14 protein-coding genes are annotated in these 19,435 nt (G+C 72.3%); 5 read left to right on the forward strand and 9 right to left on the reverse strand.

From position 1 onward, the window contains the following. The first annotated feature begins 14 nt into the window (after window positions 1–14). A complete protein-coding gene (locus tag AQI94_RS17750; protein WP_031039581.1) occupies window positions 15–1,391 on the forward strand; it encodes a glycoside hydrolase family 43 protein in 1,377 nt (458 codons plus the stop codon). 859 nt (window positions 1,392–2,250) lie between these two features. Here AQI94_RS17750 and adh read toward each other — a convergent pair. The 5 genes from adh to xylB all read right to left on the reverse strand — a co-directional run bounded on the left by adh (window position 2,251) and on the right by xylB (window position 8,779). Further along, the gene (gene adh, locus AQI94_RS17755; protein ID WP_031039582.1) at window positions 2,251–3,774 is read right to left on the reverse strand and encodes an aldehyde dehydrogenase; all 1,524 of its coding nucleotides are present in this window, start codon (window positions 3,772–3,774) and stop codon (window positions 2,251–2,253) included. A 56-nt stretch (window positions 3,775–3,830) separates the two neighbouring features. Beyond that, complete coding sequence (locus AQI94_RS17760; protein ID WP_031039586.1) at window positions 3,831–5,111, reverse strand: GAF domain-containing protein; 1,281 nt, start codon at window positions 5,109–5,111, stop codon at window positions 3,831–3,833. 96 nt (window positions 5,112–5,207) lie between these two features. Beyond that, a complete protein-coding gene (locus AQI94_RS17765; RefSeq protein ID WP_031039587.1) occupies window positions 5,208–5,807 on the reverse strand; it encodes an N-acetylmuramoyl-L-alanine amidase in 600 nt (199 codons plus the stop codon). A 310-nt stretch (window positions 5,808–6,117) separates the two neighbouring features. Then, window positions 6,118–7,326 carry an ROK family transcriptional regulator gene (locus tag AQI94_RS17770; RefSeq protein ID WP_031039589.1) on the reverse strand — a complete coding sequence of 403 codons (1,209 nt, stop codon included), beginning with the start codon at window positions 7,324–7,326 and terminating at the stop codon, window positions 6,118–6,120. A 7-nt stretch (window positions 7,327–7,333) separates the two neighbouring features. Then, a complete protein-coding gene (gene xylB, locus AQI94_RS17775) occupies window positions 7,334–8,779 on the reverse strand; it encodes a xylulokinase (protein ID WP_031039591.1) in 1,446 nt (481 codons plus the stop codon). Window positions 8,780–8,959: 180 nt separating this feature from the next. Between xylB and xylA the strand changes: the two genes are divergently transcribed. Then, window positions 8,960–10,126: a xylose isomerase gene (gene xylA / locus AQI94_RS17780; protein WP_031039593.1), complete on the forward strand. Its 1,167-nt coding sequence runs from the start codon at window positions 8,960–8,962 to the stop codon at window positions 10,124–10,126. 394 nt (window positions 10,127–10,520) lie between these two features. Further along, on the forward strand, window positions 10,521–10,763 hold the full coding sequence (locus AQI94_RS42845; protein WP_225890209.1) for a hypothetical protein: 243 nt from the start codon (window positions 10,521–10,523) through the stop codon (window positions 10,761–10,763). Window position 10,764: 1 nt separating this feature from the next. On the opposite strand, the gene AQI94_RS17790 is transcribed toward AQI94_RS42845, so the two are convergent. Together AQI94_RS17790 and AQI94_RS17795 are read right to left on the reverse strand one after the other, a co-directional pair. Beyond that, the gene (locus AQI94_RS17790) at window positions 10,765–12,105 is read right to left on the reverse strand and encodes an esterase-like activity of phytase family protein (protein ID WP_031039597.1); all 1,341 of its coding nucleotides are present in this window, start codon (window positions 12,103–12,105) and stop codon (window positions 10,765–10,767) included. A 212-nt stretch (window positions 12,106–12,317) separates the two neighbouring features. After that, window positions 12,318–12,998, reverse strand: coding sequence for a TetR/AcrR family transcriptional regulator (locus AQI94_RS17795; RefSeq protein WP_031039599.1), 681 nt, complete (start codon window positions 12,996–12,998; stop codon window positions 12,318–12,320). Between the two features lie 100 nt (window positions 12,999–13,098). Here AQI94_RS17795 and AQI94_RS17800 point away from each other — a divergent pair, with 100 nt between their 5' ends. Both AQI94_RS17800 and AQI94_RS17805 read left to right on the forward strand, forming a co-directional pair. Beyond that, window positions 13,099–13,944: a patatin-like phospholipase family protein gene (locus AQI94_RS17800; RefSeq protein WP_062229806.1), complete on the forward strand. Its 846-nt coding sequence runs from the start codon at window positions 13,099–13,101 to the stop codon at window positions 13,942–13,944. Window positions 13,945–13,996: 52 nt separating this feature from the next. Further along, entirely contained in the window at window positions 13,997–15,172 is a 1,176-nt protein-coding gene (locus AQI94_RS17805; RefSeq protein WP_062229807.1) for a cytochrome P450 family protein, read from the forward strand. On the opposite strand, the gene AQI94_RS17810 is transcribed toward AQI94_RS17805, so the two are convergent. Both AQI94_RS17810 and AQI94_RS17815 read right to left on the reverse strand, forming a co-directional pair. Further along, window positions 15,152–16,420: an SWF or SNF family helicase gene (locus AQI94_RS17810; RefSeq protein ID WP_031051372.1), complete on the reverse strand. Its 1,269-nt coding sequence runs from the start codon at window positions 16,418–16,420 to the stop codon at window positions 15,152–15,154. The genes AQI94_RS17805 and AQI94_RS17810 overlap by 21 nt on opposite strands. Beyond that, window positions 16,417–19,248: a DEAD/DEAH box helicase gene (locus tag AQI94_RS17815; RefSeq protein ID WP_031051371.1), complete on the reverse strand. Its 2,832-nt coding sequence runs from the start codon at window positions 19,246–19,248 to the stop codon at window positions 16,417–16,419. The genes AQI94_RS17810 and AQI94_RS17815 overlap by 4 nt, the downstream gene beginning before the upstream one ends. Window positions 19,249–19,435 lie beyond the last annotated feature (187 nt).

Here is a 19,435-nt window from a genome sequence, read left to right on the forward strand (position 1 = left end):
CCCGGAGGTACCGGATGAGCGCCACACCCCTCCCGTCGCGCCGGCTGTTCCTCGGCATGGCCGCGGCCGTGCCGCTGTCCGCCACTGGCGTGCTCACCCTCGGCAGCCGGTCCGCGGGCGCCGCGACGACCTCCCCGTTCGTCATGGCCTACTTCACCCAGTCACCGACAAACCTCGGTACGGACTACGGCCTGCACCTCGCCGTCAGCACCGACGCGCTGCAGTGGATGCCGCTGAACCAGAACCACCCCGTCGTCACCCCGACCGCGGGCGACGGCGGTCTGCGCGACCCCGTCATCCTGCCCAAGCAGGACGGCACCTACGTCGTCATGGCGACCAACCTGAAGGGCACCGACTGGACCAAGAAGAGCCCGTACATCCACGTCTGGGACTCCGCCGACCTGCGCTCCTTCGACAACTACCGCCTGCTGAAACTGCACGACATGGCCACCCACACCTGGGCGCCCGACGCCTTCTGGGACGCCTCCCGCGGCCAGTACGCCATCATCTACTCGGCCGTGAACAGCAGCGGCCACAACGTGATCATGGTGAACTACACCCCGGACTTCCAGACCGTGACGGCACCGCAGGTCTTCTTCGACCCGGGCTACGACGTCATCGACGGCACCCTGGCCAAGGACGTGAACGGCGTCAACTACCTGTACTTCAAGGGCCACAACAGCCTCGTGGGTGCGAAGTCCACCTCGCTCAATCCCGGCAGCTTCACCCAGTTCACCTCGGGGCTGGCGCCCCAGGGAGGCATCGAGGGCCCGATCCTCGCCCAGGCCGCCGGCACGTGGTACCTGTGGGGCGACGCCAACGCGCTCTTCTGCACCTGGCAGACCAGCGACCTCTCCACCGGCACCTGGACCGCCACCGACCGGCGCGTCTACACCCAGCCGCTGAACTCCAAGCACGCCGACATCAAGCCGATTCCCCAGACGGTGTACGACAACATGGTCGCCAAATGGGGAAAGCCGGCCTGGAACCGGCTGAAGTCCTACAACTTCCCGGACAGATACTGGCGTCAGGTCGACTCCCTCGGCCGCATCGACCCGTACCCGTTCGACCCGTACACCGACTCGCAATGGAAGTTGGTGCCGGGACTGGCCGACTCCTCCGGCATCTCCTTCCAGTCCGTCACCGACCCGATCCGCTACCTGCGGCACGCCTTCTACCAACTGCGACTGGACGCCAACGACGGCACCGCGAAATTCGCCCAGGACGCCACCTTCCACAAGACGGCCGGGCTCGCCGACCCCTCCTGGTCGTCGTTCCGCTCCCACAACTACTCGGACCGCTACATCCGGCACTACGACTACGTGCTGCGCATCGACCCGATCTCCACCACCACCGGCAGAGCCGACGCCACGTTCTCCGTCTGGCACTGAGCTTGACTCTGTCGGGGATCTTGGAGCCGTCGAGGTCAACCGCCCAGCGTTCGCCAGGATTTCGATCGGGGGATGTCGTGCTGGTCTCAGGAAGGTGTGGAAGGCGGTAGGCGGCCGTCGTGACGGGGTTTCCTCAGTCGGTAGCAGCAGTGGCGCATGCCGTGTCCGTGGGCAAACTCGTCAATGGTGCCCTCGACCCCGGAGCGGACCGCGTAGCGGGGCTTCCAGTCGGGGGTCTGCTGCTTGGCGCGGACGCGGAGTTGCAGGTCGCGGAGTTCTCGCGGGGAAAGCGCGCGGTCCGGGCGCTGTCGGCGCTGGTGGTGCACCGGCACCGGGTGCGGACCGGGCAGGGACGGCACTGGCTCTTGGTGAACCAGGCCACGATCAGCGGGGCGGCGGCGGGCGAGCACGTCGGGCAGGGAGCGTGCCAGCCCGCCGCGCCCCCGACAACGGCACCCTCGCACCTGGCGATTTCCACCAGGCCTTCGCGACCGCGACACAACTCCAGCGGAAGGCGGCTGCTCTGGATGGCGCCACCGGCCGGCCGCCGGGAGCAACTGCTCCCGGCGGACCAGCTCGCCTGGCTGGGACCAGCGGTGATCACGAAGCGGCCCGCAGCGAGTAAGTACCGAACCATGGCGGTTCGGGTGATGCCTACGGGCGCTTGGTGGGTCGCTGCGTTCATGAGGGGGTGGCTCGCGAGTGACGTTCGTCGGCACGATGTGGTCCGCGACTGGTCCGAGTGGGACCCCACTGGGTGCCAGAGAGTGACGAGAGCAGTCCGATTGATTGCATTGAGTAACTATCGTCTCGGGTTGCCTGGAGCGCAACGACACCTCCAGGCAACCGACTGCAGGCTCTAGAAGAACCCAAGTTTCTTCGGACTGTATGAAACAAGAAGGTTCTTGGTCTGCTGGTAGTGTTCCAGCATCATCTTGTGCGTCTCCCGCCCGATCCCCGACTGCTTGTACCCGCCGAACGCGGCGTGTGCCGGGTACGCGTGGTAGCAGTTGGTCCAGACGCGGCCCGCCTGGATCGCCCGTCCCGCCCGGTACGCGGTGTTCATGTCCCGGGTCCACACGCCCGCCCCGAGGCCGTACAGCGTGTCGTTGGCGATCTTCAGGGCGTCGTCGAAGTCGTCGAAGGACGTCACCGAGACGACGGGGCCGAAGATCTCCTCCTGGAAGATCCGCATACGGTTGTCGCCCTCGAAGATGGTCGGCTGGACGTAGTAGCCGCCCTTCAACTCGCCGTCGTACTCGATGCGTTCACCACCGGTCAGGACTTTCGCGCCCTCCTGCCGGCCGACGTCCAGGTAGGAGAGGATCTTCTCCAGCTGGTCGTTGGAGGCCTGGGCGCCGATCATCGTGTCGGTGTCGAGAGGGTGGCCCGGCTTGATGAGTTCGGTGCGGGCGACAGCGGCTTCGAGGAACTCGGCGTAGGCGCCGCGCTGGATCAGGGCCCGGGACGGGCAGGTGCAGACCTCGCCCTGGTTGAGGGCGAACATGGTGAACCCTTCGAGCGCCTTGTCACGGAAGTCGTCGTCCCGCGCCCAGACGTCGTCGAAGAAGATGTTCGGCGACTTGCCGCCGAGTTCGAGGGTGACCGGCTTGATGTTCTCCGAGGCGTACTGCATGATCAGCCGCCCCGTGGTGGTCTCGCCGGTGAACGCCACCTTGGCCACCCGCGGGCTCGACGCGAGCGGCTTTCCCGCCTCCACCCCGAAGCCGTTGACGATGTTCACCACGCCCGGCGGCAGCAGGTCCGCGATCAGGCTCATCCAGTAGTGGATCGAGGCCGGGGTCTGCTCGGCGGGCTTGATGACGACCGCGTTGCCCGCCGCCAGAGCCGGGGCCAGCTTCCACACGGCCATCAGGATCGGGAAGTTCCACGGGATGATCTGCGCGACGACACCGAGCGGCTCATGGAAGTGGTAGGCCACCGTGTCGTCGTCGATCTCGCCGAGCGAACCCTCCTGAGCCCGGATCGCCCCCGCGAAGTACCGGAAGTGGTCGATGGCCAGGGGGATGTCGGCCGCCAGCGTCTCGCGCACCGGCTTGCCGTTCTCCCAGCTCTCCGCCACGGCCAGCTGCTCCAGGTTCGCCTCCATACGGTCGGCGATCTTGAGGAGGATGTCGGAGCGTTCGGTCACCGAGGTCCGGCCCCAGCCCGGGGCGGCGGCGTGCGCGGCGTCCAGCGCCCGCTCCACGTCCTCGGCGGTGCCCCGGGCGACCTCGGTGAAGGGCTGACCGTTCACCGGGGACGGGTTCTCGAAGTACTGCCCCCGCGCCGGCGGCACGTACTCGCCACCGATGAAGTGGTCGTAGCGCGCCTGGTAGGAGACGATCGCGCCCTCGGTGCCGGGTGCCGCGTAACGGGTCATGCTGGCCAGCCTCCTTCAGCAGCGCCGCCCGCCGTTGGGCGGCTCTGCGCGTGAGGCTAGGAGCGCGGACGTTGCAACCACGTTGCCGTCGGCGCGGCCAGCTCCGACTCCAGCGCGGACAGCCGGGCCAGCACATTCGCCGTGGGCCGTACGGCCGCCAGTGCCCGCCACACCTCGATGTCGTCCTCGCCCCACGGCGCGTGTGCCCAGTCCGCCAGCAGGTCGGGATCCCGGCGGGCGACCAGCGCCGTCAGCAGCCCGTCCGCGACCCGGCGCCTGAGCCGCGCCACCGCCGGGGCCTGCGAGGCCGGCAGCAGCGGACCGGCGTACCCCGTCGCGGCCGCCGCGACCGCCCCGCTCTCCAGCCGCCGCTCGACGACCGCCACGTCCGACTCGACCGGCACGGTCAGCCGGTACGGCCGCGACGACAGCAGGCCCGGTCCGAGAACCCTGCGCAGCCGCGCCAGTTCGGCCCGCAGGGTCACCGGCGTCACCGACTCGTCCTCGTACAGCGCGCACGACAACTCGTCCCCGGTCAGGCCCTCCGGATGCCGGGACAGCAGGACCAGGATCTCGCTGTGTCTGCGGCTGAGCCTGACCCGGCGGCCGCCGTGGACCAGCAGCGCCTCGTCCCGGCCCAGTGCGCTCAGCTCAGGTATGTCGACGGCCGGCTGATGGGGGAGGAGCAGCGCCAGCTGGGATTCCGCGGCCCGCGCGACCGCCTGCACGAAGCCCAGGCTGTGCGGATGCGCGAGCCCGTCCCCGCCGGTGATGTCAACGGCCCCCAGCACCCGCCCGGTCCGCGGATCGTGGACCGGCGCCGCCGCGCAGGTCCACGGCTGCACCCGGCGGATGAAGTGCTCGGCCGCGAACACCTGCACCGGACGGTCCACCGCGACCGCCGTGCCCGGGGCGTTCGTCCCGACGGCGGTCTCCGCCCACCGCGCACCCGGAACGAAGTTCATCCACTCCGCCTGCCGGCGGGTCCGCGCGTGCCCCTCGACCCACAGCAGCCTGCCGTGCTCGTCGCACACGGCGAGCAGATGCTCCCCGTCGGAGGCGAAGGTCCCCATCAGCTCGCGGAACAGCGGCATGACCCGCGCCAGCGGATGCTCGGACCGATACGCCCCGAGGTCACCGTCGCTGAGTTCGACGTCCGCCGAACCGTCCGGCCCGACGCCGGCCCGCGCGGAACGCCGCCACGAGTCGGCCACCACCGGGCGCACCGGCCGCTGCACCGTGCCCGCCTCGGTGAACGTCTCGTGCGCCCGTCGCAGCAGCCGGACCTGCTCGGCAAGGTCGGCCCCCGGCTCCAGGGCCACCCATGGATCGGTCAACTCGGCCTCCCCGGAACACGATGCGGCTGGGACCATCGTCACTCCCGGTACGCGCGCAAACAACCTCTTCGACCGGCGTCACCCGATCGGCGCGGCTCACACGGCCTGGACCATGCCCAGGTAGCGGTCCCAGTCCCAGTAGGGGCCCGGGTCGGTGTGGTCCGCGCCCGGCACCTCGTAGTGCCCGATGATGTGGGCGCGGTCCCTGGGGATGCCGTATCTCCCGCAGACGCCCGCTGTCAGCTTCGCGGACTCCTGGTACAGGGCCTCGGTGAAGTAGGCCGGCTTGTCCACCCAGCCCTCGTGCTCGATGCCGATGCTGCGGGTGTTGTAGTCCCAGTTCCCGGCATGCCAGGCGACGTCCGCCTCCCGCACGCACTGCGCGACATGGCCGTCGGCCGATCGCACGACGTAGTGCGCGGACACCTTCTTGGCCGGATCGCGGAAGATGTCCAGCGCTCCGGTGTAGGAGGTCTGGGTGACGTGGACGACCACCCGGTCCACCCGGTACGACCAGGGTCGGTCCGAGGCCGTGAAGTTGGACGCAGTGGCCGGCTGCCACTCGGCGAGCGGATGGTCGACGGGCTGCGGGGCGGCCCCGGCCCGCGTCTCGGACAGCAGTGCGTACGGCACGGCGGCCAGCACGGCCCCCTTCAGCAGGCGCCGTCTGTCGAGCGGTGGTCTGGCGCGTTCCATGGATCAAGTGCCTTTCGCCTCAGCGGTGTTCAGCCAAGCGGGGTCACCGCGGTCTCACGGAGCCGGTCGTGCGCTCCGCGGTGAGTCTCGCGCGCCGACAGCCGTTCCTCGTGGATCTTCGCCACGGGGGTGTGGTTGGTGTCGCGGACGATCAGGACCTCGCGAAGACCGATCGTTCACGACGGCTGTGTGCCTCGCGTGAATCACGGTACGGCGGACGCCGGTTGGGCGCGGGGGCGCTTGATGTTCCGGTGGATGACGCCGGGAATGTGGATATCCCGGTCACCCGATGGGGTGAGTTGACGGGGGCTCAGGCCCGTTCGCCGACAACCGCCGGGTCGTCCAGCACGGCCCGCACCACCGAGTGCGCGGCCCCCAGCAGCGGCCCCTCGGAACCCAGGCCGGACACGGACACCGGGCAGGCCGGACCCGCCGTGCGCCCGGCCAGCTCGTCCCGAAGGGAGGGCAGCAGCCACGGCGCGAGCCCGGCCAGCGCACCGCCGAGCACCACGGCCTCGGGGTCCAGCAGATTGACCGCCCCGGTCAGCGCGATGCCGAGCGCCTCCCCGGCCTCGCGCAGGGCGCCCCGTACGGCCTCGTCGCCGTCCTTCGCGTGCTGTGCGAGCAGTCCGACCCGGTCCTCGCCCGGCTCCAGACCGGCCGCCCGCAGCACCGCCTCCTCGCCTGCGTACTGCTCCAGACAGCCGCGCCCGCCGCACGGGCACCGGGGGCCGTCCGGGCGGACCGGGACATGACCGAGCTCGCCTGCGAAGCCGCGGGTGCCGCGCAGCAGCTGCCCGTCCACGACCAGGGCGGCACCGATGCCGATCTCCGCCGAGACGTGCAGGAAGTCATGGGGGGTGCCGTCGCCGAGCCAGAGTTCGGCCAGCGCGCCGAAGTTGGCCTCGTTGCCCACGGTCAGCGGCAGGTCCGCGGGCAGCAGAGCGCCCAGGTCCGTGTCGTGCCAGTCGAGGTTCGGGGCGCGGACGACGGTCCGGGCGTCCCGTGCGACCAGGCCGGGCACCGCCACCGCGAGGCCGGCGGGCCACAGGCCCTCGCTCTCCGCCTCCGCCACCACCCGGCGCACCAGCGCGGTCAGTTCGGCGATCACCGGCTCGGGGGAGCGGCCCCGGTTCGCGCCGTACCGCACCGACCGCGTGCGCACCTGCCCCCGCAGATCCACCGCGCAGACCGCGAGGTGGTCCACGCCGACCTCGGCGCCTATTCCGGCGGGCCCGCGCCCACTCACGGCGAGCGCGGAACCGGGCCTGCCGACCCGGCCGGGACGCTCGGGGCCGAGTTCCTCCAGGAGCCCCGAGCGTATGAGTTCGTCGACCAGGGTCGACACCGCGGCCCGGGTCAGACCGATGCGCGAGGCGACCGCGGCACGCGACAGCGGTCCCTCGGCGCTGACGGTGTGCATGACCCGGGCCAGGTTGCGGCGGCGCATGCCCTGCTGGGTGTCGGGCAGGCCGCGCCCGGGTCCCGCCGGGTGGGCGTCGTGCAGCGGTGCGGTCATGCCTCCCTCACTTCTCAGAGGTACCCCGCTCCAGCAGCGGCGCCGCGTCGGAGAGTACCCCGGCGATCCTGGCCAGCGTCTGGTCGTCCCGCTCGACGGCCTCCAGCACCGGCCCGGCGGCCGTGTTCCAGCGCCGGGCGACCGCGCCCGGGTCCTCGCCGGTCAGCAGTCCCGCGGCCTGTGCGGCGGCGCCGAGCGCGACCAGTTCCTTCGCCTCCGGCACCTGGACGGGCCGTCCCGAGAGCCGTCGTACGGTCTGCTGCCAGGCGGTGCCCTGGGCGCCGCCGCCGATCAGCAGCAGCGGTGTCGAACGGTCCGCGTCCTCGTCGAGGACCAGGTCCAGCGCCCCGAGCAGCGCCTGCACGGCACCGTCGTAGGCGGCCTGGAGGAGCTGGCCGCCGGTGGTGTCGTGGCGCAGGCCGTGCAGCAGCCCGGAGGCGTTCGGCAGGTTCGGGGTGCGCTCGCCGTCGAGGTAGGGCAGCAGGGTGACCCCCGAGACCGGCTCCACGGCCTCGCGGTCCAGGCCCAGCAGGGCGGCGACCCGGTCGACGGCGAGGGTGCAGTTCAGGGTGCAGGCCAGCGGCAGCCAGTCGCCGTGGGCGTCGGCGAAGCCCGCCACGGTGCCGGTCGGGTCGGTGGGGCGCCGCTTGGACACGGCGTAGACCGTGCCGGAGGTGCCGAGACTCATCACCGGCGTCCCCGGGCGCAGGCCGAGGCCCAGCGCGGCGGCCGCGTTGTCACCGGTGCCCGGGGCGACCAGGGTGCCCTTGGAGAACGGCAGGTCATGGCCGTCGCGCACGGTGCCGGCCACCTCGCCGGGCCGTACCACGCGGGGGAGCAGGGCGGGGTCGAGACCCACGTGCGCCAGGATCTCGCTGTCGTACGACTCCGTGGCGGACGCCCACCAGCCGGTGCCGGAGGCGTCGCCGCGGTCGGTCGTGCCCTCCCCGGTGAGCCGCTCGGTGAGGTAGTCGTGCGGGAGGCGGACGGCCTTCGTGGCGTCCAGGGCCTCAGGTTCGTGCTCGGCGAGCCAGGCCCACTTCGTGACCGTGAAGGAGGCGCCCGGCACGCTTCCGGTCCGCTCCGCCCAGGCCTTCGGGCCGCCCAGCTCCTCGATGAGGCGCCTGGCCTGCGGCGCCGAGCGGACGTCGTTCCAGAGCATGGCCGGGCGCACCGGCTCGCCCCGCGCGTCGAGCGTGACCAGGCCGTGCTGCTGGCCGCCGATCGACACCGCGGCCGCCTCGCGCGCGGGCTCCCCGCACTGGCGCAGGGCTTCGGACAGGGCGTCCCACCACTGGCGCGGGTCGCTCTCCCGGCCGGCTCCGGAGGACACGGTGTGCGGTGCCTGGCCGCGCGCGACGACCTGGCCGGTGGCCGCGTCGACCACCAGCGCCTTGGTGGACTGGGTGGACGTGTCCACGCCGACGACGAGCGGACCCTCGGCTGCTGACATCGGGCTCTCCCTTTTTGCGTGGTTCATGACCGATGCGGCTCATGACCGTGATGCGGCTCGTGACCTTGATGTGGCTCGTGTCTCCGTCCCGGAGACCCTTGTCTCTTCCCAGAGACGTGTGTGCATACTAATTTGTAAAGCGCCATGACGAAATAGTCCGGAGCAGCAAGGAGCCGCGTCATGAACTACCAGCCCACCCCCGAGGACAGGTTCACCTTCGGCCTGTGGACCGTCGGCTGGCAGGGAAGGGACCCGTTCGGCGACGCCACCCGCCGTGCCCTCGACCCCGTCGAGACGGTGCAGCGCCTGGCCGAGCTCGGCGCGCACGGCGTGACCTTCCACGACGACGACCTGATCCCCTTCGGGGCCTCGGACAGCGCTCGCGAGGGTCACATCAAGCGCTTCCGTGAGGCCCTGGACGCGACCGGCATGAAGGTGCCGATGGCGACCACCAACCTGTTCACGCACCCCGTCTTCAAGGACGGCGCGTTCACCGCCAACGACCGCGACGTGCGCCGTTACGCGCTGCGCAAGACGATCCGCAACATCGACCTGGCGGTCGAGCTCGGCGCCGAGACCTACGTCGCCTGGGGCGGCCGCGAGGGCGCCGAGTCCGGCGGGGCCAAGGACGTGCGCGTCGCCCTGGACCGCATGAAGGAGGCCTTCGACCTCCTCGGCGAGTACGTCACCGAGCAGGGCTACGACCTGCGCTTCGCCATCGAGCCCAAGCCGAACGAGCCGCGCGGCGACATCCTCCTGCCCACCGTCGGCCACGCGCTGGCGTTCATCGAGCGCCTGGAGCGCCCCGAGCTGTACGGCGTGAACCCCGAGGTCGGCCACGAGCAGATGGCCGGGCTGAACTTCCCGCACGGCATCGCGCAGGCCCTGTGGGCGGGCAAGCTCTTCCACATCGACCTCAACGGCCAGTCCGGCATCAAGTACGACCAGGACCTCCGCTTCGGCGCGGGCGACCTGCGTGCCGCCTTCTGGCTCGTCGACCTCCTGGAGAGCGCCGGTTACGCCGGTCCGAAGCACTTCGACTTCAAGCCGCCGCGCACCGAGGACCTCGACGGTGTGTGGGCGTCGGCCGCGGGCTGCATGCGCAACTACCTCATCCTCAAGGAGCGTGCGGCCGCCTTCCGTGCCGACCCGCAGGTCCAGGAGGCGCTGCGCGCCTCGCGTCTGGACGAGCTGGCGCAGCAGACGGCGGCGGACGGCCTCAAGTCGCTGCTCGCGGACCGCAGTGCCTTCGAGGAGTTCGACGTGGAGGCGGCCGCGGCCCGCGGCATGGCCTTCGAGCAGCTCGACCAGCTCGCCATGGACCACCTGCTGGGTGCGCGCGGCTGAACGACACCCACGCGCGTGTGCCGTCGGCCGTGAGTGGCCTCCGCCGACGGCACGCGCGCGTGCGCATCGGGCCCCGACCCCTGCGCGGAATGTTCCGGAATCATGCCATCCACGGCATGAGGCGGTATCAACCTCCGCGCGGGGGTCGCCCCGTGACCGGTTCGAGGCGACCGTGGACGGTATGGCCATGCCGCCGGTACCGCCCCAGCCGCCCGGACCGCCGGGTGACACACCGCCTCCGGGCGGTGGTTTCGGACCACCTCCTGACGACTTCGGGCACCACGGCCCGAACCCTTACGGCGGTCTGCCGTCGACCCAGCCGATGGGTCCGGTCGGCGGCCCCGGCCCGAGCGGTCCCAGAAGGCGTCGGAGTCAACTCTTCGCCCTGCTCGCCGTGATCGCGGCCGCTGCGGCCGTCGCCCTCGTCGTGGTCTTCATGGCCTCGGGGAGCGACGACTCGCCGGACAGGAGTCCTGCCTCGCAGACCAGTACGAGCGGTTCGCCCGAGCCGTCGTTCAGTCTGCCCAGCCAACTGCCCAGCGAGCTGCCGAGCGAGCTCCCTTCGCAGTTCCCGAGTGACATCCCCAGCGAGTTCCCGAGCGATCTGGAGTCGTTGCTGCCGTCGCTGATCGGGTGAGTCAGAGGCGGTGCGGCAGCCGGACGTACGTCACCGTCGTCTCCACCCCGCTGTCGACCAGCCGGCCGTCGGCGTCGAACGCCCCGGATCCGTCCGTCATCCCGAAGTCGTTGTCGTTGATCAGCGCGAGCGTGTCCTCGTCCACGCGCGCGACACCCTCGATCTTCCCGGGCACGTCGGCGACCGTGCCCAGGTCGACGACCAGCTTCTTGGCGAGCACGGGCACGCCCGAGGCCGCCGGATCGTCGAGCTGCTCCAGCGAGGGAGACGTGGTGTCGTCGTCCCAGGAGCTGCCGAGGAGGTTCGAGGACCGCTCCAGACGCACCAGCTGAAGCCGTGCGGCCTTGTCGGTGCGTTCCTCGACCAGCAGCCGGTCACCGCCCACCGCGACGACCGACGAGATCTTGAGCTCGGAGGTGTCGTCCTCGCTCGGGTCCACCACGTTCACCGGGTCGAAGCGATACGCGTACTCGGCGGTGACCGCCTTCTTCTTCGGCGAGAAACGCAGCAGCCGCGTGGTCCGGGAGGCCTCCCCGGCATCCGTGTCCGGCAGGGACAGCGGGCTCTGCACGGCCAGCACCAGGTCGCCGCCGGGCAGTTGGGCGAGCCCCTCGAAGCCCCGGTTGACCTTCCGGTGCAGCAGCACCGACGGCAGCGCTTCCACCACCGGGTAGTCGGCGCCGGTGAGGTTCAGCCCCTTGGGCACATAGCGCGTGAGGACCTGCCCGCGCGCCGAGACGTGCACCAGGCTGGGCCCGTACTCGTCGACGAGCCAGAAGCTCCCGTCCTGGGACCGCGCGATGCCCTCGGTGTCCAGACCGTTCGGGTTGTACGACAGCGCCGTGAGCGCGTTGTAGTCGTACGGTGCCTCGTCGCGCCCCCGCTGGTTCGAGAGCCCCGTGACGGCTGCGCCGGAGGAGGTGGTGATCGGGATCGCGTCGAGCACCTTCACGGTGTCGCCCGTGACGCGGATCCTGACGATCGCCGGGTCGAAGCCCGGGACCGGGAAGGTGCGGCGCTTGGTGCCGCCCACCTTGATCTGACCGTTGGGGCCGCGGTCGGTGACGGTCCAGAACTCGCCCTTGCGGCCGGTCGCGCTGATGTCGCTGCCGATGCCGCCGAGATCCACCCCGCGGTCGTCGTTCACCGTGCCGGGCAGCAGCCGGTTGCTGAACACGCCGAGCGGGATCTCGCCGAGCGTCGACGTACGCACGACCCGAGCCCGGTCCGCAGGGGCGCCCGTGGCCGGGGCCGCCGCGGTCAGGGCGGCGACCAGGGCGAGCGGCAGGCCCACCGCTGCGGTGCGTCCGAAGGGGCGTCGGCCGTCGGCGTGCGGGGACATGGGGCCTCCTGGGAACCAAGTTCGGTGACAGCGGCCAGATTTGGGCCCCGCCCGGAACGCCGTACGACCGAAGGGTGAACGGGTGGCATCGGCCGTGCGTCGACCCGGCATCAAGCCGACAAGGCATCAAGCCATTAAGCCATCAAGGCACTGAGGCACTGAGGCACTGAGGCATCGCGGCATGCACACGCGCGCGTGTGCGTGCCGCGTGCTCAGCCGGGGGAGCTGCGAGGGGCCCGATGCGGCCCCAGTCCCTGCAGCACATCGCCGAGTTCGTCCGCCGTCAGCGCGGGGGCGGGCAGGGGCGCGGCGGCGGGCGAGGCGCGCAGACCGGCGAGGAGCAGGGCGAGAGGGCGACGCCAGGCGGCGGGGTCGACGGCCGTGGTCAGCGAGGGGACGGCCCGGCCGAGGGCGGCCAGTGCGAAGAGGACGTCCTCCGTGGTGACATCCGCGCGGATGCTTCCCTCGTCGCGGCCGCGCCGCAGGAGCAGCTCCATGGTCGCCCGGTTGTGGGCGTGTACGGCCTGCAAGGACTCGACGCCCTCGATGTGGGTGGTCATCAGGTCGTTCGTGCCGCGATCGGTGGCCAGGACGGCGAACACGGCCTCCAGGTAGCCGACGAGCCCCTCCCAGGGATCCGTGGCGGCGCGCGCCCGCTCACCGGCGGCCACGGTGCCCGTCAGCGGGTCACGGAAGACCGCCTCGACCAGCGCGGCCCGACTCGGGAAGTGCCGGTAGAGCGTGGCGTTCCCCACCCCGGCCCGCCGCGCGATCACGTCCAGGGGTGCCTCCAGCCCCTGTTCGGTGAACACCTCGTGGGCGGCTTCGGTCAGCAGTTCCCGGTTGCGTCGCGCGTCGCGCCGCCGTGCCGGTGCCGTCACGTCGTCCGTCATGATCGCCCTCTCGCATTACCGGGGAGTGCTCCCCGGTAGCAATGCTATCGTCGGCGAAGGAAGTGGGGAGTGCTCCCCACTTCATTGGGAGGGGTGAGACATGGGCAGTTCGGCACTTGTCCTCGGCGGAGGCGGCCCCGTCGGCGGAGCCTGGATGACAGGGGTCCTCGCCGGTCTGAGCGACGCCGGTGTCGACCCTGCGCGCGCGGACGTCGTCATCGGGACGTCGGCCGGCGCGATCTTCGGCTCGCGTCTCCTCGCCGGCGAGCCCGCGCGCGAGCTGTACGCACGCCAACTGGCCGGCGCCGACAAGGTGGACCTCCGCGTCGGCCTCGGACAGACCGTCCGCTTCCTGTGGGCCGCGCTGGGCTCCCGTGACCCGCGGCGCTCCGTACAGCGCCTCGGGCGCGCGGCGCTCAACGCCCGTACGGGCCCCGAGTCCGACGTGTTCGACGCACTGCGCCCCCTGCTGCACGGCGTGGCGGACTGGCCCGGCCACGCGCTGCGGATCACGGCCGTCGACGCCCTCTCCGGGGAACTGACGGCCTTCGACGCCGACTCGGACGTGACGCTCCTCGAAGCCGTCGCCGCGAGCTGCGCCGTCCCGGTCATCTGGCCCCCTGTCACCGTGGCCGGCCGTCGCTGGATCGACGGCGGCAGCCGCGCCACGGCCAACCTCCACCTTGCGCGCGGCCATCACCACGTCCTGGCCGTCGCCCCGATCCCCACCGCCGTGGGCCCCCACCCCGGCGCCGTACGGCAGGCGGCCGCGCTCGCCGCCGTAGGAGCCCGGGTCACCCTCGTGACCCCGGACCGCGTCGCACGCCGTGCCATGGGACGCGACATGACGTCCGACGCGCGCCGCCCCGCGGCCGCCCGCGCCGGCCACGCCCAGGCGACGGCGCTCGCGGCCACGGTGCACGAGATCTGGCGCGCCGAGCGCTAGCTGATGGGCCGGGATGCCGCAGGCCTGACGACCGCCACCGAGAGGAACCCCCATGCCCGCGTCCACTCTGCATGAGCTGGCCCCGGACGGCCATGACCTGGCCTCGGACCCGTACCCCGTCTACGCCGCGCTGCGGGCCAAGGGGCCCGTGCATCGCGTCCTCGTCCCCGGAAGCGGGGAGTGCTGGCTCGTCGTCGCCCACGACGCGGCGCGAGCCGCGCTGGCCGACCCGCGCCTGCGCAACGACATCCGGCACTCCTCCACTTGGCAAAGCGACGGCGGACACGCCGTCGGCCGCAACATGCTCCAGACCGACCCTCCGCAGCACACCCGGTTGCGTCGGCTGGTGGCGTCCCACTTCACGGCCCGGAGCGTCGCCGAGCTGCGCCCGATGATCGAAGCCGTCGCGCGCGACCTCCTCGACACACTGCCTGAGCGGGGGACGGCCGACCTGGTCGCCCGCTACGCGCTGCCGCTGCCCGTCACGGTGATCTGCGGGCTTCTCGGCGTGCCCGTCGCCGACCGGGCGGTGTTCCACGACTGGTCCGGCGAACTGGTCATGCCCACCTCGCCCGGGGCGGCGGCCGCCGCCGGAGCCGCCCTGACCGAGTACCTCGCGGATCTGATCGCCCGTGGACGCGAAGGGCGGACCTCAGGCCTGCTGGGCGACCTCGCGACAGCCGATGGGCTCAGCTCCGAGGAGCTTCTCGGCATGGCGTTCCTGATCCTCGTCGCGGGCCACGAGACGACCGTCGACCTGATCTCCGGTACCGTCCACGCGCTGCTGGCCCACCCGGACCAACTCGCCCTGCTCCGCGACCGACCGGACCTGATCGGGCCGGCGGTCGAGGAGTCCCTGCGCTACCACTCACCCGTGCACGCCACAGCGTTCCGCTTCGCGGCCGAGCCGCTCGACATCGACGGCACCCGGATCCAGGCGGGCGACACCGTGCAGGTCTCACTCGCCGCGGCCTCCCGCGACCCCCTGCGCTTTCCCGAGCCCGACCGCTTCGACCTACGGCGCCCCACGCGCGGGCACCTGGGATTCGGCCACGGCCCCCACCACTGCCTGGGCGCCCCGCTGGCCCGCGCCGAGGCGGCCGTCGCCCTGCGCCTGCTGCTGCGCCACCGGCCCGCTCTCGCCTTCGCGACCGATCCGGGCACGTTGACCTGGCGCAGCAGCACGCTCCTGCGGGGACTGGCCGCACTACCGCTGAGGTTCGGCTGAGGAGAGCCGCGCCGAGGCCAGAGCCGTCGCCGGATCCAGGGCCGACGGGCCCGCGAGTGTCCAGCGATCGCGCTCCTTCCGGTACGGCCACCACCGCCCGTCCCGGCCAAGGCGTACCTGGGCCGGCGCGTCGACGGCCGACCACCGGTTGCCGTCCGCCCTGAGCGAGGGCCGTTCGTCCTCGTCCCAGGCCGAGTCCAGAGCGGCACGCGCGCGTGCGAGTGTGCCGCCCGACGGCTCCCATTCCTCCTCCAGCACCGACAGTGCTTCCGCGCCACCGAGCTCCCACGCGCGCGTGGCGTCCGCCAGCGCCCGCGGGTCGCGCCCCGATCCGACGGCGAGCCGTTCCGCCAGCGCCTGGTCGGGCACGGCCACGGCGAGTCGTACCGCGTCCTGAGCGGTCGTCAACTCGACTACGGGAGCACGAGGTTCGGACGGCGGGCGCAGCGCCTCCGCGAGCAGACGACGTGCCTCCACGGCGGTCCGGGCGGCCAGATGACGGACGGCGACCGGGTCGACGCCCGGGCCCGGCGGTGCCTCGGTGTCCAACGACGGCGGCAGGCCGGGCTCCTCGGGCAGTTCCGGCGGCGCGGGCAGCGGCGGCAGGATCTCTCCGGCCGCGTACGCCTCGGCGGCCGTCACCCCCTGCGGCGCGGCCACCTCCGGCTCGGGTGCCGCGCTGCGGGCCTGGAGAGCCTCCAGGAGGGCGCCTTCGGCGCGACCGCGCATCAGGAGCAGGACGAAGGGGTCCTGGTCCAGCAGTCTGGCCACCTGGTAGCAGAGGGCCGCCGTGTGCCCGCAGTGGTCCCAGGCGCCGCAGTCGCACTCCGGTTCCAGATCGCCCAGCCCCGGCAGGAGTTCGATGCCTGCGGACGCCGCGTCCTCCACCAGATGCGGTGGCATCTCGCGGTCCAGCAGCGCCGCGACGTGACCGGCCCGCTCGACGGCCATGTCGAGGAAGCGGTCCCACTGCTCGGCGGACAGTTCACCCAGCAGGACGTCGGCCCGGTGCGTGGTGCGGTCACGGTCCAGGACGACCGCCGTGATGCGCCCGGGACGCACCGACACCGCGCCCACCGCGCCCGCGCGGGCGAGACCGCGGCCCGCCTTCACCTGCGCCGTGTCCAGCGCGGCGTCCTCCAACGCCCGCAGCCAGGCCCGGCCCCACCACGTCTGCGCGAAACCCCGCCCCTGGGCGGGCGGCAGCGCCGCGAACGTGCGCTCCCTGTCACCGGCGTGTCCGCTCATCGTGCGCCCCCTCGAAGTTCCACCAGATCGGCCAGCTCCGCGTCCGTCAGCTCGGTCATCGCCGCCTCGCCGGACCCGAGCACCGCCTCGGCCAGCTCCCGCTTGCTGCGCAGCATGTCGGCGATACGGTCCTCGACCGTCCCCTCCGCGATCAGCCGGTGCACCTGCACGGGGCGCGTCTGGCCGATGCGGTACGCGCGGTCGGTGGCCTGCGCCTCGACGGCAGGGTTCCACCAGCGGTCGTAGTGCACGACGTGCTCGGCCCGGGTGAGGTTCAGGCCCGTGCCCGCCGCCTTCAACGACAGCAGGAACACCGGCACTTCACCCTCCTGGAACCGGCGCACCATCTCCTCGCGCCCGGCGACCGGCGTTCCGCCGTGCAGGAACTGGGTCGGCAGGCCGCGCGCTGCCAGATGGCGCTCGATGAGACGGGCCATGCGCACGTACTGCGTGAACACCAGGACGCTCGCCCCTTCGGCGACGATGGTGTCGAGCAGTTCGTCCAGCAGCTCCAGCTTGCCGGAGCGGCCGACGATGACCGGTTCGTCCTCCTTGAGGAACTGCGCCGGGTGGTTGCAGATCTGCTTCAGCCCGGTCAGCAGCTTCACGATCAGCCCGCGCCGCGCCATGCTGTCCGCCCCGGAGATCTCCGCCAGGGTCTCGCGCACCACGGCCTCGTACAGGCCGGTCTGTTCCGGGGTCAGCGACACGGCACGGTCGGTCTCGGTCTTCGGCGGCAGCTCCGGGGCGATGCCGGGATCCGACTTGCGGCGCCGCAGCAGGAAGGGGCGCACCAGCCGGGACAGACGCTCCGCGGCGGCCGGGTCCTGACCGCTCTCGACGGCCTGTGCGTACCGGGCCCGGAAGGTACCGAGCCGTCCCAGCAGCCCCGGAGTCGTCCAGTCGAGGATCGCCCACAGCTCGGACAGGTTGTTCTCCACCGGGGTTCCGGTGAGCGCCACGCGTGCGCGTGCCCCGATCGAGCGCAGTTCGCGGGCCGTCGCCGAGTACGGGTTCTTCACGTGCTGCGCCTCGTCCGCCACGACCATCCCCCACCCGGCGTCCGCGAGCCGGGGGGCGTCCAGGCGCATCGTGCCGTACGTGGTGAGCACGAACTCCCCGTCGGCCAGGCCGTCGAGCTCGCGGCGCGGACCGTGGAAGCGGCGCACGGGCGTACCCGGGGCGAACTTCTCGATCTCGCGCTGCCAGTTGCCCATCAGGGACGTCGGGCACACCACAAGCGTGGGGCCCGCGGTCGCCGGGTCGGTCTGGCGGTGCAGATGCAGCGCGATGAGAGTGATCGTCTTGCCGAGTCCCATGTCGTCGGCCAGACAGCAGCCGAGGCCCGAGGACGTCATGCGGGCCAGCCAGTTCAGGCCCCGGCGCTGGTAGTCCCGCAGGGGTGCGGCGAGCGCGGCGGGCTGCGGAACCGGCTCCTGGCCTTCCGGGTCCGCCAGCCGGTCCCGCAGGGCCGCCAGCCACCCGGTGGGCCGCACATCGACCGGGAGGCCGTCGACCTCGGCGGAGCCCGTCAGGGCGGCCCTCAGGGCGTCGACGGGAGTCACCTTGCGGTCCTGGCGGGCCCGGGCCCGGCGCACCTCGTGCGGGTCGACCAGGACCCACTGGTCACGCAGTCGCACCACGGGGCGGTTGGCCTCGGCGAGCCGGTCCAGCTCCTCGCGCGTGAGCTGCTGGCCGCCCAGGGCGAACCACCAGTCGAACGCGAGCAGGGCGTCCGCGGAGAGGAACGACGGCGTGTCCGCCGACCCCCGGTCGTGGCCGTCCGGCGGGCCGACCAGCGCGCGCGTGGTGAGCCTTCTGGCCATGTCCTTCGGCCAGTGCACCTCGACACCCAGGTCGGACAGGGCGTGCGCGCCCGTGCCGAGCAGGTCGGTGATCTCCTCGTCGGCCAGTTCGACCGCGTCCGGGACGGCCGCCGAGAGCAGCGGCGCGAGCGGGGGCCACGCGCGTGCGGCCCTGCGGAGCGCCAGCAGACAGTCCATCCGCGCATGGGGGCCGAACGCGGTGGAGCCGCCCCATACGGCGGCGGCGTCCGCCACGATCGTCGGATCGCTCACACTGTGCACCTGGAGGACGGACCGGAAGGCAGGCACCTCGCCGTCGGTCAGCCCGCGCACCTCGATCCGCAACGAGAGGCGTACGCCCGCGTCGTGGCCGGCGGCGACATCCGCCGCCCAGACCCGCTGCTCGGGCATGTGCCGCGGTTCCCGGCCGGCGTAGGCGGGTGCGCCCGTCACGAGGGGCGCCGCGGGAGAACGCGGGAGGGTGTCGGCGACCGCGTCCAGGAAGGCGCGCAGCAGTAGTTCGGGCTCGGGCAGCCGCAGCGGCTCGGCGCCGCTCAGCGGTACGGCGTGTGCCTCGGGCGGCATGGCCGCGGCGAGCCGGCGGACCCGCTCGACGTCCGCGGTGCCCATGGGGCCCACCCGCCAGGCGTCGTGGTCGGTGGGGGACAGACCGGGCAGCAGCAGCCCGCGCGCCACGCACTGCAGGGCCAGCACGGCCGCGGCGCCCCAGAAGACGGTCGCCCGGTGCCCGTGCGTGGAGGTACGCGCACGCGTGAGGACCGGCAGGGCGGCACGTACCGGGAGCAACACCGCGGGCAGGCGCACCAGTTCCACACCGGCGCCGCCGGGTGTCACGAGTGCCAGCTCCTCGACGGTCCCCGCCGCCACAGCGGGTGGAGGAGCGCCGTCGGGCTGCCAGAAGGCCACGCGGCCGGTGCGGGCCGGGTCGCCGGGCACGAAAACGGCGCGGCACGAGGCCAGTTCGGAGATCTCGGACGGTGATGCCGCGGGAACCCTCTGCACAGAGATCGCGGAACTCCTCAAACTTGACTACGTCGTCGGGGTGGTCGAGGGTACCTCACCGCCCGGCCCTTCGCGGCCGTGGTCTGTGACACATTTCGCAGGGGTGTCGGCAACCCCCCTGTCCGCCCGGTGCTGACCCCCGCACACACACGGGGGGTCGCCGCATGGTCGCGACCGGTCACCGGTC

This window comes from Streptomyces pseudovenezuelae (assembly GCF_001513955.1).
GTDB lineage: Bacteria > Actinomycetota > Actinomycetes > Streptomycetales > Streptomycetaceae > Streptomyces > Streptomyces pseudovenezuelae.

What these genes read in the sequence shown, in the direction of transcription:
- AQI94_RS17750 (WP_031039581.1), top strand. Translation starts at nt 15, where the DNA reads ATGAGCGCCACACCCCTCCCGTCGCGCCGGCTGTTCCTCGGCATGGCC.
- adh (WP_031039582.1), bottom strand. Translation starts at nt 3,774, where the DNA reads ATGACCCGTTACGCGGCACCCGGCACCGAGGGCGCGATCGTCTCCTAC.
- AQI94_RS17765 (WP_031039587.1), bottom strand. Translation starts at nt 5,807, where the DNA reads ATGGAACGCGCCAGACCACCGCTCGACAGACGGCGCCTGCTGAAGGGG.
- AQI94_RS17770 (WP_031039589.1), bottom strand. Translation starts at nt 7,326, where the DNA reads ATGACCGCACCGCTGCACGACGCCCACCCGGCGGGACCCGGGCGCGGC.
- xylB (WP_031039591.1), bottom strand. Translation starts at nt 8,779, where the DNA reads ATGTCAGCAGCCGAGGGTCCGCTCGTCGTCGGCGTGGACACGTCCACC.
- xylA (WP_031039593.1), top strand. Translation starts at nt 8,960, where the DNA reads ATGAACTACCAGCCCACCCCCGAGGACAGGTTCACCTTCGGCCTGTGG.
- AQI94_RS17790 (WP_031039597.1), bottom strand. Translation starts at nt 12,105, where the DNA reads ATGTCCCCGCACGCCGACGGCCGACGCCCCTTCGGACGCACCGCAGCG.
- AQI94_RS17795 (WP_031039599.1), bottom strand. Translation starts at nt 12,998, where the DNA reads ATGACGGACGACGTGACGGCACCGGCACGGCGGCGCGACGCGCGACGC.
- AQI94_RS17800 (WP_062229806.1), top strand. Translation starts at nt 13,099, where the DNA reads ATGGGCAGTTCGGCACTTGTCCTCGGCGGAGGCGGCCCCGTCGGCGGA.
- AQI94_RS17805 (WP_062229807.1), top strand. Translation starts at nt 13,997, where the DNA reads ATGCCCGCGTCCACTCTGCATGAGCTGGCCCCGGACGGCCATGACCTG.
- AQI94_RS17810 (WP_031051372.1), bottom strand. Translation starts at nt 16,420, where the DNA reads ATGAGCGGACACGCCGGTGACAGGGAGCGCACGTTCGCGGCGCTGCCG.